Here is a 13,642-nt window from a genome sequence, read left to right on the forward strand (position 1 = left end):
CCCGCCGCGGACGGGCGGACGTCAGCCCACGCCCCCCGGCATGTCACCCCCCGGCATGTCACCCCCCCCCCGGCATGCCACGGCCCCCGGCATGCCACGGCCCCGCGGTTCTCCGGCCACCGGCGTCAGGAGTGTGTGAAGACTGGGGCCGCGGCCGTATGGAAGCCGCCAGGAGTGCTCGTCATCGGGCCGCGCTGTTCCCACGCTGTCCTCAGTTGGTCCGACGGAGGAACGAGCGAAAATGTCCATCGACATGGGTAGACCGAGCACGGCAGGGCACGGCCCGAGCAAGGAGGAACCTCCCGATACCGGCGCACCGAAGCCCGCGGCCGGGGACCGGCACCGGCTGACCGCCCTCCAGGGCCTCTCCGCCCTGTCCCTCGACGCGATGGCGTCCGTGGCGTACGGGCCCGAGTCGATCGTGCTCGTCCTGGCCGCTGCCGGGGCGTACGGCATGGGCTTCACGCTTCCCGTCACGCTCGCGATCGCCGCCCTGCTCGCCGTACTCGTTGCCTCCTACCGGCAGGTCATCGCCGCGTTCCCGGACGGTGGCGGCTCCTACGCCGTCGCCAGGAAGCACCTCGGCCGACGCACCGGCCTGGTCGCCGCCGCCTCCCTGATCCTCGACTACGTCCTGAACGTCGCCGTGTCGGTCACGGCGGGCGTCGCCGCCCTGACCTCGGCCTTCCCCCAGCTGTACGGGGAGCGGGTCTGGATCTGCCTGGCCGTCCTGGTGCTCGTCACCGCCGTGAACCTGCGGGGCGTCGTGGACTCGGCCAAGGCGTTCCTCGTGCCGACCGCCCTCTTCGTCGGCTCGATCCTCACGATGATCGCGGTGGGGCTCTTCCGGGACGGACCGGTGAGCACCGCCTCCGCCGACGGCCATGCCTCAGCGCTGGGCGAAGGGGCCACGGCCGTAGGAGCGTTGCTGCTCCTGAAGGCGTTCGCGGCCGGCTGCTCGGCGCTGACCGGCGTCGAGGCGGTGGCCAACGCCGTGCCGTCCTTCCGGGCCCCGGCCGCCCGCCGCGCTCAGCGCACCGAGGTGGCGCTCGGCGCGCTCCTCGGGGTGATGCTGATCGGGCTCTCGGTGCTGATCGGACGCTTCCATCTCCAGCCGGTCGAGGGCGTGACGGTACTCGCCCAGCTCGCGGACGCGTCCTTCGGACACAACATCGCGTTCTACGTCGTCCAGTTCGCCACCATGGTGCTGCTGGCGCTGGCCGCGAACACCTCCTTCGGCGGGCTGCCCGTCCTGATGAGCCTGCTGGCCAGGGACAACCACCTGCCGCACGTCTTCGCCCTCAAGGCCGACCGTCAGGTGCACCGGCACGGGGTCCTCGCCCTGGCGGCCGTCTCCGCCGCCCTGCTGGTCTTCTCCGGCGGTGACACCAACACCCTCGTACCGCTCTTCGCGATCGGTGTGTTCGTCGGCTTCACGATCTGCCAGGTCGGGATGGTCCGGCACTGGTACGGGCAACGTCCCGCACGTTGGCGGGCCAAGGCCGCCCTCAACGCCCTGGGCGCCCTGCTCACCGGGGTCTCGGCGGTCGTCGTCACCGCCACCAAGTTCACCGAGGGCGCCTGGCTGATCGTCCTCGCCCTGCCGCTGCTGGTCCTCGGCTTCGAGCGGATCCACCGCAGTTACGCCCGGATCGGTGCCCGCCTGGAACTGGGCCGCATCCCGCAGCCGCCGCGACAGGAGCACTCGGTCGTCGTCGTGCCCGTCTCCGGACTGTCGAAGCTGACCTGCCGTGCCCTGTCCGCCGCCCGCTCCCTCGGCGAGGAGGTCCTCGCCGTCACGGTCACCCACCCCGCCCCGGAGGACCGGAAGGCGGCCGAAGCGCTGCGCCGCGACTGGGAGTTGTGGAACCCGGGCGTCGAGCTGATCGAGATCGCGGCACCCACCCGCTCGCTCGGGCGCCCGGTGTCCGCGTATGTGGGAGAGCTCGCCCGCTCGCATCCCGGCGCCCAGGTGACCGTCCTCATTCCCGAGACCGAACCGGCCAGGCTCTGGGAGCGGCTGCTGCAGAACCAGCGCGGCGCCGTCGTCGCCCATGCCGTACGCCGCGACACCGACGCCGTGATCTGCCGGCTCCGATTCCGCGTCACTCCCTGACGGCGGCCCCCGGTCCTGATGGGTTCGCGCCACGGCCTGACGGGCGCGCACCCGCAGCTCTGACGGGTGCGCACCGCGGCCCCGACGGCCGTCCCGGCGGGCCTTGTCCGCCTCTCGTCGGCATAACGCCAACTCACCCCGCCCATCAGGGCATTCACCCGGACCGGGCAGGGGTTGCCCTGCTCGGACCCAGCAGAAGGTCCCGCCATGCCTCCCGCCGACACCCGGCACGTCCCCCCGGCCCCCGGGGCCCCTCCGCACCCCCCGGCCACCCGGCCGCCCCGCACCCGCGTCCGCCCGGCGAACCCGCTGGAGACCGAGCGGCTCGCGGCCTCGGCCGTGGAGGCCGTACGCAAGCTCCATCCGCGCGCACTCGCCGCCAAGCCCGTCCTGTTCGTCGTCGCCGTCGGCTCCGTACTCACCACCGCGTCGGCACTCGTCCACCCGTCCGTCTTCACCTGGGTGATCAGTGTCTGGCTCTGGCTGACGGTGATCTTCGCCAACTTCGCGGAGGCGGTCGCCGAGGGGCGCGGCCGGGCCCGGGCGGAGTCCCTGCGCAGGGCGCGTACGGAGACCGTCGCGCTGCGGCTGGAACACTGGACGTACGGGATGAATCCGCGCCGCGCGGAGACCGAGGCGGTGCCCCCCGGCGAGCTGCGGCCCTTTGACTTCGTGGTCGTGGAGGCGGGCCGGCTGATCCCCGCCGACGGCGAGGTGGTCGACGGGGCCGCCATGGTGGACGAATCCGCCGTCACGGGCGAATCGGCGCCGGTGCTGAGGGAGTCGGGCGGGGACCGTTCCGGTGTCACCGGCGGTACGACCGTCCTGTCGGACTCGATCGTCGTACGGGTCACCTCGCACCCCGGGCACAGCTTCATCGACCGCGTGATCGCCCTGGTCGAGGGGGCCTCCCGGCAGAAGACCCCGAACGAGATCGCCCTCAACATCCTGCTGGCAGCCCTGACCGTCATCTTCGTCCTGGTGGTCGTCAGCCTCCAGCCGATGGCCGGATACGCCGGAGCCGCGCAGTCCACCACGGTTCTGGTCGCCCTCCTGGTCACGCTCATCCCCACCACCATCGGCGCGCTGCTCTCCGCGATCGGCATCGCGGGCATGGACCGGCTGGTCCGGCGGAACGTCATCGCGATGAGCGGCCGCGCGGTGGAGGCGGCCGGAGACGTGGACACGCTGCTGCTCGACAAGACGGGCACGATCACCCTCGGCAACCGTGAGGCGAGCGACTTCATCCCGCTGCCGGGAGTCGAGTTGCCGAAGCTGGCGGACGCCGCCCAGCTGTCCTCGCTCGCCGACGGGACCCCGGAAGGCCGGTCCGTGGTGGCCCTGGCCCAACGGCACGGTCTTCGGCCGCCGGGCGAGGGCGAGTTGAGCAACCCGAGGTTCGTCGGGTTCAGCGCCCGCACCCGGATGAGCGGCGTCAACCTGACCTGGGACAACGGCGCGGGCTGTGCGATCCGCAAGGGTGCGACGGCGCAGGTGGCCGACTGGGTGACGATGCGCGGCGGGACGGTGCCGCCCGAGGCCGCGCAGTGGTCCGCGTCCGTGTCCGCCTCCGGGGCGACGCCTCTGCTGGTCGCCGTCCACGACGGGGACGGTCCGCGCGTCCTCGGGATCATCCGCCTCAAGGACGTGGTCAAGGAGGGAATCCGGGAGCGTTTCGCGGAGCTGCGGAGCATGGGGATCCGCACGGTCATGGTGACCGGGGACAACGAGCTGACCGCGCGGGCGATCGCGGCCGAGGCAGGTGTGGACGAATATCTCGCGGAGGCGACGCCCGAGGACAAGATGGCTCTGATCAAGCGGGAGCAGGCGGGGGGCAAGCTGGTCGCGATGACCGGTGACGGGACGAATGATGCCCCGGCTCTGGCGCAGGCGGATGTCGGTGTGGCGATGAACACCGGTACTTCGGCCGCGAAGGAGGCCGGGAACATGGTGGACCTGGACTCCAATCCGACCAAGCTGATCGAGATCGTCGAGATCGGCAAGCAGCTCCTGATCACCCGCGGCGCACTCACCACGTTCTCCATCACCAATGACGTCGCGAAGTACTTCGCGATCATCCCGGCCATGTTCGCGTCGGCGTACCCGGACCTGGAGGCGCTGAACGTCATGGGCCTGCACAGTCCGACCTCGGCCATCACCGCCGCGATCATCTTCAACGCGCTGATCATCATCGCCCTGATCCCGCTCGCCCTGCGCGGGGTCCGCTACAGGCCCGCCTCGGCGCACGACCTGCTGCGCCGCAATCTCGCCGTGTACGGGCTGGGCGGCCTCGTCCTGCCGTTCGTCGGCATCAAGCTCATCGACACCCTGGTCTCCGCCGTCCCCGGCCTCGGCTGAAGCCCGTACCGCCTGGGCCGCAGCCCGTACCGCCTGGGCCGATGCCCGATGCCCGATGCCCGATGCCCGGTCCCGGAATCGGTCCCGCCCCTGCCCTCCGTCTTTCCTTTCCCGCCCCCGAGGTGGCTCACATGATCGAACTCCAGCCCGCCCGTCTCCCCGATCTCACCCACTGGTTCCCCGTCGGGGCACCCGGCGTCGCGGCTCTCGCCGAGCATGTGCGCGCCACGGGCAGCGGTCGCTGGTGGGCCGACCGGGCCGTCGACCCACGGGTCGTGGCCGTCTCGTCCGGGGACCACGCGCTGCTGCGCGGCAACCCCCAGGCGCTCGCTCCTGCGGCTCTCGCCCCGCTGGCCTCCCTGCGCGTCCAGGCCCCCGCCCACTTCCTGCCGGCCCTGAGCACCGCCTTCACGCGCCTCGACCCGGGGGAGCGGATGGTCTACGTCCACCACACCTCCGCGCTTGCGTCACGTCCCCCGCGCGGCGTGGCCGTTCGGCGGCTCACGGCGGCGGACGCGACGGCGACGGCCGGACCCGGCGGCGACGCGCGACGCCTCCACGCGACCTGGGGCGGCCCGTACCCGTTGGCCGCGTCCGGGGTCGCCTGGGGCGCCTTCCACCGGGGCGGGCTGCTCGCGGTGGCGGGTACGTGTGTCCTGGGCAGCCGCTACGAGGACGTCGCCGTCCTCTCGCCCCCCGACCCGCGGCAGCACCTCGCGCTCGCCTGTGTCACGGCGCTCTGCGCGGACATCGCCGCCCGTGGGCGCATCCCCACCTGGACCTGTTCCGGCGACGACCGTCCCGGCCGGCTGCTCGCCTGGCGGGCCGGTTTCCGGCTTGAGCGCGAGTACGTCGAGTACGCCACCGGTGATCCGGTCCGGACCGAGGAGGCGTCAGGACCGGATCGCGCACGCGCACGCGCCTGAACGAACGCGCACCCGCGTACGCGGGTGCGGCCCCTCCACGCCCCCGACGCCTCCGATGCCCTCCACGCCCCCGGCGTGGTCGCGTCGAGGGTCAGAAGCGCACACCCCACATGAACGGCATGCCGCTGCGCGCGATCGATTCGTAGCGGACCTGGGCGCCCGGTTTGGGTGCGTGAAGGATCTGGCCGTTGCCGGCGTAGAAGCCGACATGGCTCAGATCGGTGCGCATGATGATGAGGTCGCCGGGCTTGAGGGCGCCCAGTGAGTTGATGCGGGTACCCGCGTTCGCCTGGGCCTGCGAGGTACGGGGTATCGAGACGCCGGCCTGCTTGAAGGCCCAGGAGGTCAGGCCCGAACAGTCGAACGAGCCGGGCCCGGTCGCGCCCCACACGTACGGCATGCCGACGCGGCTCTTGGCTGCCGCGAAGGCCGAGGAGGTACGTCCGGAGGCGCTGGCCTCGTTCCCCAGAACGGTGCGGTCGCTGGCGCGGTTGGCGCGCTCCTCCTTGGCGGCGACCTTGGCCCGCTCCTCGGCGGTGAGGGTGTTGAGGAGCTGCTGGGCCTTGGTGAGCTTGCCCTGGATCTCCTTCTTCTGGCGCCCCATCTCGGCGCGTACGTTCTCCAGGTCCCCGAGCTTCTCCGCTGCCTGCGTGCGCTGCTGCCGCAGGACGCGCTGTCTGCTCTCGTACGCCCGGAGAACGCTGATCTGACGGTCGCTCAGCCGGTCCATGAGGGAGGCCTGATCCAGATAGGCATCGGGGTCGGACGAGAGCATCAGCTGTACGGAGGGGGTGATGCCTCCGCCGCGGTACTGAGCGGCGGCTATCGTGCCGACCCGGTCGCGCAAGGTGTTGAGCGCCTCCTGTTTGCGGGCCGCCGTGTCCTGGAGGTCGGCGACCTGCTTCTGGAGGGTGTCGGCCTTCTCCTTCGCGCCGTTGTACTTCTCCGTCGTCTGCGTGGCCTCCTCGTAGAGGCGATCGACCTGCGCCTGGACGCCCTTCTTGTTCGGGTCCGGCAGCGGATCGGCCGACGCGGGCTGCGCCGAGAGGGCGACGGCCGCGGCGGCGGTGGCCGTCAGCACGCTCGTGTACGCCTGGTGGGGCGGCTTGGGACGGCGGTGGGACGCCACGATGGGGCCAACTCCTTCTTCCTCGGCCGCCTCCCTGCCGCAGCCGGGACGGCGGATGCGGGCGGTGCGGCGCTGTGCTGCGGATACGGCTGTGCTTGCGGATGCGGCCGGCCCCCGACGAGGTAGCGGGTTCGCCGGGTCCGGAGTCCCGGAAGTCAGGAAAATACTAAGTGGCTTAGCATATGGATTCCAAGTGACGTCGTGCGTCAATGGTTTGTCGTAACGCTCTTTGGGTGGGTGTACGGGGGCGTCGAAGCCGCTCCTGGACGTCGAGATACTACTAAGACGCTTGGTGGAGTGAGGGGGTGGGGCGGCGTCTGTATGGCGCGCCCGCCGGAGGGCGGTCCGGTCGCCGGCAGGCTCCGGCCGTGGTGGCGGCGAGACTACGATGAGCGGATACCGAAGCCCGGACGGCGCGCTTCCGGGGCCGAGGGGAGCGTTCGTGCGTCAGCTGGGTGAGCTGGAGGCGGAGATCATGCACCGCCTGTGGGCCTGGGGGCGGCCCGCGACCGCACGTGACGTCCTGACCGACCTCAACAAGAAGCGCCCCATCGCCTACAGCACGGTCAAGACCGTCGCCGACATCCTGTACGGCAAGGGCATGCTGCGCCGCGAGAAGGAGGGGCGGGCCTGGGTCTACGAGCCCACCTGCACGCGCCAGCAGTACACCGCGGCCCTGATGCAGCAGGCACTCGGCAGCAATCCCGACCCCGCGGGCGCGCTGCTGAGCTTCGTGGAGCAGATGTCGCCCGACGAGGCCGATGCCCTGCGCGCCGCCCTGCGCACGGCCAAGAGGCGGGCCGACGGATGACCGCGGCCGTGGCGCTGGCCGGATACGCCCTCCTGGCCGGAGTCGTGGTGCCGGCCGTGCTGTCACGGGCGCGCTGGCCCCACCGGGCTCCGGCGGTCGGGGTCCTGGCCTGGCAGGGGCTGATGGTGACGTTCGTCGTCTCCACCGCACTTGCGGTCTACCACCTGGTCGTCCGCGAACACCATGTGCACGACGGTTTCCTCGGGCTGCTGAGCGCGTGCGGACTCGCCCCTGACGCCACGACCGCCCCGAACTCCCCGACGGACGACTCCTCGCCCCTCGGCGCCGCGGCCGTTCTGCTGGCCCCGGCGGCGATCGTGCTGCTCCCCTCGGCCTGGCTCGTCCGTACGGTGGTGCGGACCCGCCGTGCCCGTCGCCGTCACCTCGATCTGCTCACCCTGGTCGGCCTTCCGGTTCCCGAGTACGGCGCCACCGTCGTGGAGCACGGCGTGCCGGCCGTCTACTGCCTGCCGGGGCGCTCCTGTCGCGTGGTGGTCACCCGGGGAGCGCTGGATGTGCTCTCGGAAGCGCAGTTGCGCGCCGTGCTGGAGCATGAGCGCGGTCACCTCGTGGGCCGCCATCATCTCCTCCATATGGAGACGGAAGCGTTCGCGCTCGCCTTCCGCGGTCTGCCCCTCGCCCGGCACGCCAGGGAACAGACGGCCCTCCTGCTGGAGATGGCGGCGGACGACCGGGCCCTGCGTTCCCACCCGCGGGAGGCGCTCGCCGCCGCGATGTGCGAGATCGCCGGTGGCCGGGCCCCGCACGCCGCGCTCGGTGCGGCGGGTGCCGGGGGCGCGGGGGTGCTGATCCGGCTGCGGCGGGTCCTCGCTCCGCAGCCGGAACCCCACCGGGTGACTTGGCTCGGAATCGTGGCGGCGTCGGTTCTCGCCCCGCTGCTGCCGCTGTTCCTCGCGTGCGGGCCGACGGTCTGACGGGTCCGGAGGGTCTGACCGGTCCGGTGGGTCCGGCGGATCTGATCAGTCCCGCGGGTCCGACCGGTCCGACCGGTCCGACCGGTCAGGCCGGGTTCGGCCGTGTGTACGTGGCCGATGGGGCCCCGTTGACACGCCCCGCCCCTCCCTCGATACTTCGACAAACATAGAACACTCGAATCATCGGGGGTTCCCGGCGGATTTGCTGCGGACTCGTAGCGGATTCCCCGCGGGCTTCCGGTGGTTGACGAAGTGTGGGGCGAGAGGAAGACATGAAGCGTCATGGAGTGACGATCCCGCTCAATTCCGTGCCGCTGTCGGGCCATCGGCGGATCATCGAGGAACTGCCCGATCTCGGCTACACCGATGCCTGGACGGGCGAGGCCGCCGGGTACGACGGCTTCACCCCGCTGGCTCTCGCGGCGGCCTGGGCGCCGTCGTTGCGGGTGGGCACGGCCGTGGTTCCCGTACAGACCAGGGGGCCCGCCCTGCTGGCCATGACGGTGGCGACACTCGCCGAGGCGGCGCCGGGGCGGGTCGCCGTAGGGGTCGGCTCGTCGGGCCCGCCGTTCGTCACGCGCATCAACGGCATTCCCTTCGAGCACCCCTATCGCCATGTCCGGGACACCGTGCGGTTCTTGAAGGCGGCACTGGCGGGCAAGTCGGTGCAGGGCGTCTTCGACTCGTTCACCATCGAGGACTACCGGCCCGCCCTGCGCCCCGATCCCGTGCCGCCCGTGCTGATCGGGGCGTTGCGGCCGCAGATGCTGCGCCTGGCGGCCCGGGAGGCGGACGGTCTCGTCACCAACTTCCTCGCGGTGGAGGATGTCCGGCCGGTGCTGGAGGCGATGGGTCCGGAAGGGGCCGGCAAGGAGGTGGTCGCCCGGCTCTTCGTCTGTCCGACCGCGGACACCGCGTACGCGCGGGCGCGGGGCCGGGCGATGCTGGGGCCGATCCTCAACGCGCGTACGTACTCGGCGTTCCATGGCTGGCTGGGGCGCGACGAGGAGTTGGCCGCCTCCCGTCGCGCATGGGCTCGCGGGGACTTCCGGGGTGCCTGCGAGGCGGTGCCCGACGCGCTCGTGGATGCCCTGCTCGTGCACGGCAAGCCCGGCGAGTGTCGGGAGCAGGTGGCCCGCTATGTCGACGCCGGGGTCACCACGCCCCTGCTCGCGGTGCTCCCTGTCCCGGAGTTCGGTGCCGGGCCGGACGGGATGCTGTCGGCGCTGCGGGCGTTGGCCCCGGCGGACTGAGGGTGCGCGCGGCCCGAGGTGTGCACAGCCTGAGGTGCGCATGGCCCGAGGTGTGCATGGCCTGAAGGTGCGCGCGGGCTGAAGGCGCGTGGTCCGGAGGTGTGTGCGGCTTGATGGCGCGCGGTCCGGAGGCGTGTGTGGCCTGAAGGCGTCCTGGGGCGGCGGCTGTTCGCGGTCTGCGGCCCTTGTTGGGCGGCGCGGTTGATTCTATAGTTCTATGTATTGCGAACTTTCAAACCAGTCGGGTCCGGCTCAGTCGTCCGGTCCGGCTCGTCAGGAGGCGAAGTGTCCCGCATCAAGACCGAGGTGGACCCGGCGGAGGTAGGGCTGAGTCCCGACCGTCTCCGCCGGATCGACGACTATCTGTCCGCCTACGTGGACGACGGTCGGCTGCCCGGCTGGCAGCTCGCCGTGACCCGGAACGGCCGCGTCGCCCATCTCGCCGAATACGGCTCACGGGACGTGGAGAACGGCCTCCCCTCGCACGGGGACACCCTCTACCGGGCCTGGTCGATGACCAAACCGGTCACCTCGGTGGCCGCCATGATCCTGGTCGAGGAAGGCGCGATCGGACTCCAGGACCCGGTCTCCCGGTACATCCCCGCCTTCGCCGACGTACGCGTCTACCAGCGGGGCCCGGTGGACCGGCCGGTGACCGTCCCCGCCGCCGAACCCATCCGCGTACGCCATCTGCTGAGCCACACCTCCGGACTCACCTACGGCTTCCACCGTGCCCACCCCGTGGACGAGATCTACACGAAGAACGGCTACGAATGGGCCACCCCGCCCGGCCTCGACCTCGCCGCCTGCTGCGAGCAGTGGGCCTCCTTCCCCCTGCTCTTCGAACCGGGCAGCGCCTGGAACTACGGGGTGTCCAGCGACGTCCTCGGCAGGGTCGTCGAAGTCGCCTCGGGCCAGAGCCTGGAGGACTTCTTCGCCCGGCGCATCCTGGAACCCCTGGGGATGGAGGACACGGGCTTCTTCGTGCCGCCGGAGAAGGCCGACCGGCTCGCCGCGTTCTACACCGCCGACCCCGCGACCGGCCGGGCCGTCCGTAACGACGGGCTCGGGGCCGGGGCCCTGCACCGGCCCGCCGCGCTCTCCGGAAGCGCCGGACTGGTGACGACCCTCGCGGACTACCACCGCTTCACACAGATGCTGCTCGGGGAGGGGATCTTCGAGGGGCAGCGCGTCCTCGGGCCCCGCACCCTGCGGCACATGCTGCGCAACCACCTGCCCGGTGGCGCCGATCTCCAGAGCGTCGGGCGCCCCGTCTTCTCCGAGATGCCGACCGCCGGAGTCGGCTTCGGGCTCGGATTCGCCGTGGTCGAGGACCCGGCGCAGGCCGGTGTCGTGGCAGGTCCGGGGGAGTACGGGTGGCACAGCGCCGCGGGAACGGTCTTCTGGGTCGACCCGAAGGAGCGGCTCACCGCCCTGTTCTTCACCCAGCTGATGCCCTCCAGCGCCCACCCGCTGCACGGACGGCTCAGGCAGCTCGTCAACCAGGCCATCGTCGACTGACGGGCCGGACGCCCGGCGACGGTGCCACTCCCGCGCAGGAGCGGCCGTCCGGTGGGTCAGTTCACGTCGAGGATCTTGCCGACCAGCCGGGCCAGGGTCCTGCGCTCGGCAGCGGTCAGAGCCTCGAACGCCCGGTCGAGCAGGTGCGGGACACCGTTCTCCGCCTCTTCGAGCGCCGGTCCCGCCTCGGGGGTCAGCGTCACGGCATAGGCCCGGCGATCCCGGGGGTGCCGCTCACGCCGGACCAGCCCGGAGTCCTCCAGACCGTCGATACAGCCGACCATCACGCTCCGGTCGATCCGCAGCTGCTCGCTCAGCTCCTGCTGCGAACAGGGGCCGACATCGTTCAGCATCTTCAGTACGAGGTGCTGGGCCACGGTCAGGTGGTGACCGGACAGCTCCTCGTCGATCGTCCGGGCCACCAGCGTGGTCGCACGGCACATCGCGATGTCCGGACGCTCCTGCGCCAGCTTCGAGAAGTACTGACCCCGTCCCCCGTCCTCCGGCTGCCGGCTGGGCGAAGCGAGGCGGGAAGGCTGCGTGGCGGTCATGGCGGTTCCTCCTGTGGTCCTGGACGGCGGGCCATCCGGGCGCATTCCAGATTGTCCATCCCCAGAACGTTTTCCCTCCCCAGTCTAGCGTCGACTCCCGGAAGCCGACGGAACGGAAGGTTCTCCATGTGCAACCCCCAGACCATCGCCGCCTCGGTTCCGCCGGAATCCGGCCGCCCCTCCGGGCGGAGCCCCGACGATGCCCGGCAGAACACCCCCGCTGCCCCGCGGGTGACACTGCCCACCGGCACGGTCCGTGACCTCACCCATGTCGTCGGCCCCGACTGGCCGGTCTTCGACCTCTACGTCCGGCCGATGGAGATCAGGCCGCTGGCCAACCTCGCCGAGCACGAGTACAACGCCCTGGAACTGACGTACAACGAGCACATCGGCACCCACATCGACGCGCCCCTCCACTTCGACGACGACGGTCTGTCCGTCGAACGGATTCCGGTGGAGACCCTCGTCGCCCCGCTCGCCGTCGTCCGGGTCGGGGAGCGCGCGGCCCGCGACCATGTCACCGAGCTGACCGTGGACGACCTCCTCGCCTGGGAGAGCCGCAACGGCAGGATCCCCGACCGTGCCCTGCTCGCCGTGGACAACGACTGGGCCGTACGCATCAACACCCCCGGCGCCTTCCTGAACTTCGACGAGAAGGAGGGGCTCTACCGCTTCCCGGGGATCTCCGTGGAAGCCGCCGCCTTCCTCGTCGAGGAGCGCTCCGTGGTCGGCGTCGGTACCGACTCGCCCAGCCTGGACCCCGGCTCCCGCCCCGCCGACCCGCACACCCACCGGGTGCTGCTCCCCGCGGGCAAGTACGGCGTCGAGTGCCTGGCGGGCCTGGACACCGTCCCCGACGTCGGCGCCGTCGCCGTCGTCGGAGCTCCCCGCCACGCGGGCGGCACCGGTGGACCGGCCAGGGTGCTGGCCTTCCTGTGAACCGCCCCCAGCCCGTCCGCCCCCAGCCGATCCGCCCCCAGCCCGTCCGCCCCCGGTCCTGCCGCATGCCGCTGATCCGCCCGCCGCTCACCATCGACCACCGCACCGTCCCGTCCTCGTCCCGCGCACGTCCCGACGCCAAGGAGACCCAGGTATGAGCACCTCGCCCGCCCCCGATGCCACCACGACCGCCGAACGCTGGGAATGGAACCAGGAGCGCTACCGGGACGGCGTCTTCAGCCACGCCGTCGCCACCGAACGGGAACGGCTGAGCCTCCTGGAGTCCGTCCTCGACCACCACACCCGCGCCCGTTTCGAAAGCCTCGGCCTGACCACCGGCCACCGGGTGCTGGAGGTCGGCGGCGGTGGCGGGTCCGTCGCCCGCTGGCTCGCCGGCCGCGGCGCCGAGGTGACCGTCACCGACCTCGACACGACCTTCCTCGACGAGCTCGGCGAGGAAGGGGTCCGGGTGCTGCGCCACGACGTCTACACCGAGGACTTCCCGCCCGGCTCCTTCGACTTCATCCACGCCCGGTACGTCGTGATCCATCTGCCCGACCCCGAGAAGGCGCTGGCCAGGCTCGTCGAATGGCTGGCGCCCGGCGGTGTGCTGGTGCTGGAGGAGCCCGCGTTCTTCCCGATCAAGGACTCCCCGCACCCGGCCTACCAGAAGGTGATGCGTGCCTTCCGCGCCCACCTGGAGAGCGCCGTCGGTACGGATACGGAGTGGGCGCGTTCCTTCCCCGTACCGTTCGAGGGCAAGGGGCTGGCCAAGATCGGCTACGACGCGCGGTTCCAGCAGATCAAGGGCGGCGACGACGAGGCCCGCTGGTGGCAGCTGACCCTGGAGCAGACCCGGGAGGCGGTCGTCGCCGAAGGACTGGCCACGGACGACGACTTCGCCGCCGCCTACGCGGAGCTGGCCGACCCGGGGTTCCAGGACCTCTCCCTGGCGGTCTTCACCGCGTGGGGCATCAAGGAGTCCGGGGCCTGATCTGCCCCGCCGCACCACGAAGGAGCGCCGGACGGGCCGATCCCAGCCCGTCCGGCGCTCCTGTGTGTGGCAGCCCCGCCTCAGCCCGTCGGGCGCGGCCGGGCGCGGG

Annotated in this window: 12 protein-coding genes; 10 read left to right on the forward strand and 2 right to left on the reverse strand. The window is 71.7% G+C overall.

The window, feature by feature from the left end; genetic code table 11:
- Positions 1 to 253: 253 nt before the first annotated feature.
- The 3 genes from OG251_RS30770 (at position 254) to OG251_RS30780 (ending at position 5,400) form a co-directional block, all read left to right on the forward strand.
- A complete protein-coding gene (locus OG251_RS30770) occupies positions 254 to 2,116 on the forward strand; it encodes an APC family permease (RefSeq protein WP_442818437.1) in 1,863 nt (620 codons plus the stop codon).
- A 207-nt stretch (positions 2,117 to 2,323) separates the two neighbouring features.
- On the forward strand, positions 2,324 to 4,474 hold the full coding sequence (gene kdpB, locus OG251_RS30775) for a potassium-transporting ATPase subunit KdpB (RefSeq protein WP_326680150.1): 2,151 nt from the start codon (positions 2,324 to 2,326) through the stop codon (positions 4,472 to 4,474).
- A gap of 131 nt (positions 4,475 to 4,605) precedes the next feature.
- Positions 4,606 to 5,400 (forward strand): GNAT family N-acetyltransferase, encoded by a 795-nt coding sequence (locus tag OG251_RS30780; protein ID WP_326680151.1) that lies wholly within the window; start codon positions 4,606 to 4,608, stop codon positions 5,398 to 5,400.
- 91 nt (positions 5,401 to 5,491) lie between these two features.
- Here OG251_RS30780 and OG251_RS30785 read toward each other — a convergent pair whose 3' ends face one another.
- Complete coding sequence (locus tag OG251_RS30785; protein WP_326680152.1) at positions 5,492 to 6,529, reverse strand: NlpC/P60 family protein; 1,038 nt, start codon at positions 6,527 to 6,529, stop codon at positions 5,492 to 5,494.
- Between the two features lie 442 nt (positions 6,530 to 6,971).
- On the opposite strand from OG251_RS30785, the gene OG251_RS30790 reads away from it, so the two are divergent.
- The 4 genes from OG251_RS30790 to OG251_RS30805 all read left to right on the forward strand — a co-directional run bounded on the left by OG251_RS30790 (position 6,972) and on the right by OG251_RS30805 (position 11,049).
- Positions 6,972 to 7,340: a BlaI/MecI/CopY family transcriptional regulator gene (locus OG251_RS30790; RefSeq protein ID WP_326680153.1), complete on the forward strand. Its 369-nt coding sequence runs from the start codon at positions 6,972 to 6,974 to the stop codon at positions 7,338 to 7,340.
- Complete coding sequence (locus OG251_RS30795) at positions 7,337 to 8,275, forward strand: M56 family metallopeptidase (protein WP_326680154.1); 939 nt, start codon at positions 7,337 to 7,339, stop codon at positions 8,273 to 8,275. The genes OG251_RS30790 and OG251_RS30795 overlap by 4 nt, the downstream gene beginning before the upstream one ends.
- Before the next feature lie 272 nt (positions 8,276 to 8,547).
- Positions 8,548 to 9,528: an LLM class F420-dependent oxidoreductase gene (locus tag OG251_RS30800; RefSeq protein ID WP_326680155.1), complete on the forward strand. Its 981-nt coding sequence runs from the start codon at positions 8,548 to 8,550 to the stop codon at positions 9,526 to 9,528.
- A 285-nt stretch (positions 9,529 to 9,813) separates the two neighbouring features.
- On the forward strand, positions 9,814 to 11,049 hold the full coding sequence (locus tag OG251_RS30805; RefSeq protein WP_326680156.1) for a serine hydrolase domain-containing protein: 1,236 nt from the start codon (positions 9,814 to 9,816) through the stop codon (positions 11,047 to 11,049).
- A gap of 56 nt (positions 11,050 to 11,105) precedes the next feature.
- Here OG251_RS30805 and OG251_RS30810 read toward each other — a convergent pair whose 3' ends face one another.
- Positions 11,106 to 11,600 (reverse strand): MarR family winged helix-turn-helix transcriptional regulator, encoded by a 495-nt coding sequence (locus tag OG251_RS30810; RefSeq protein ID WP_073720913.1) that lies wholly within the window; start codon positions 11,598 to 11,600, stop codon positions 11,106 to 11,108.
- A gap of 126 nt (positions 11,601 to 11,726) precedes the next feature.
- Here OG251_RS30810 and OG251_RS30815 point away from each other — a divergent pair, with 126 nt between their 5' ends.
- From OG251_RS30815 to OG251_RS30825, 3 genes are read left to right on the forward strand one after another with little or no spacing between them, the layout of a single operon-like run.
- Positions 11,727 to 12,539: a cyclase family protein gene (locus OG251_RS30815; RefSeq protein ID WP_326680157.1), complete on the forward strand. Its 813-nt coding sequence runs from the start codon at positions 11,727 to 11,729 to the stop codon at positions 12,537 to 12,539.
- Positions 12,536 to 12,697, forward strand: coding sequence for a hypothetical protein (locus OG251_RS30820; RefSeq protein ID WP_326680158.1), 162 nt, complete (start codon positions 12,536 to 12,538; stop codon positions 12,695 to 12,697). The genes OG251_RS30815 and OG251_RS30820 overlap by 4 nt, the downstream gene beginning before the upstream one ends.
- The gene (locus OG251_RS30825) at positions 12,694 to 13,533 is read left to right on the forward strand and encodes a methyltransferase domain-containing protein (RefSeq protein WP_326680159.1); all 840 of its coding nucleotides are present in this window, start codon (positions 12,694 to 12,696) and stop codon (positions 13,531 to 13,533) included. Before OG251_RS30820 ends, OG251_RS30825 begins: the two co-directional genes overlap by 4 nt.
- Positions 13,534 to 13,642 lie beyond the last annotated feature (109 nt).

Origin of the sequence: Streptomyces sp. NBC_01237, from assembly GCF_035917275.1 — a bacterium.
Lineage (GTDB): Bacteria > Actinomycetota > Actinomycetes > Streptomycetales > Streptomycetaceae > Streptomyces.

Coding starts and splice junctions, on each gene's coding strand:
- OG251_RS30800 (WP_326680155.1), top strand. CDS start 8,548: ATGAAGCGTCATGGAGTGACGATCCCGCTCAATTCCGTGCCGCTGTCG.
- OG251_RS30795 (WP_326680154.1), top strand. CDS start 7,337: ATGACCGCGGCCGTGGCGCTGGCCGGATACGCCCTCCTGGCCGGAGTC.
- OG251_RS30810 (WP_073720913.1), bottom strand. CDS start 11,600: ATGACCGCCACGCAGCCTTCCCGCCTCGCTTCGCCCAGCCGGCAGCCG.
- OG251_RS30815 (WP_326680157.1), top strand. CDS start 11,727: ATGTGCAACCCCCAGACCATCGCCGCCTCGGTTCCGCCGGAATCCGGC.
- OG251_RS30825 (WP_326680159.1), top strand. CDS start 12,694: ATGAGCACCTCGCCCGCCCCCGATGCCACCACGACCGCCGAACGCTGG.
- OG251_RS30780 (WP_326680151.1), top strand. CDS start 4,606: ATGATCGAACTCCAGCCCGCCCGTCTCCCCGATCTCACCCACTGGTTC.
- kdpB (WP_326680150.1), top strand. CDS start 2,324: ATGCCTCCCGCCGACACCCGGCACGTCCCCCCGGCCCCCGGGGCCCCT.
- OG251_RS30770 (WP_442818437.1), top strand. CDS start 254: ATGGGTAGACCGAGCACGGCAGGGCACGGCCCGAGCAAGGAGGAACCT.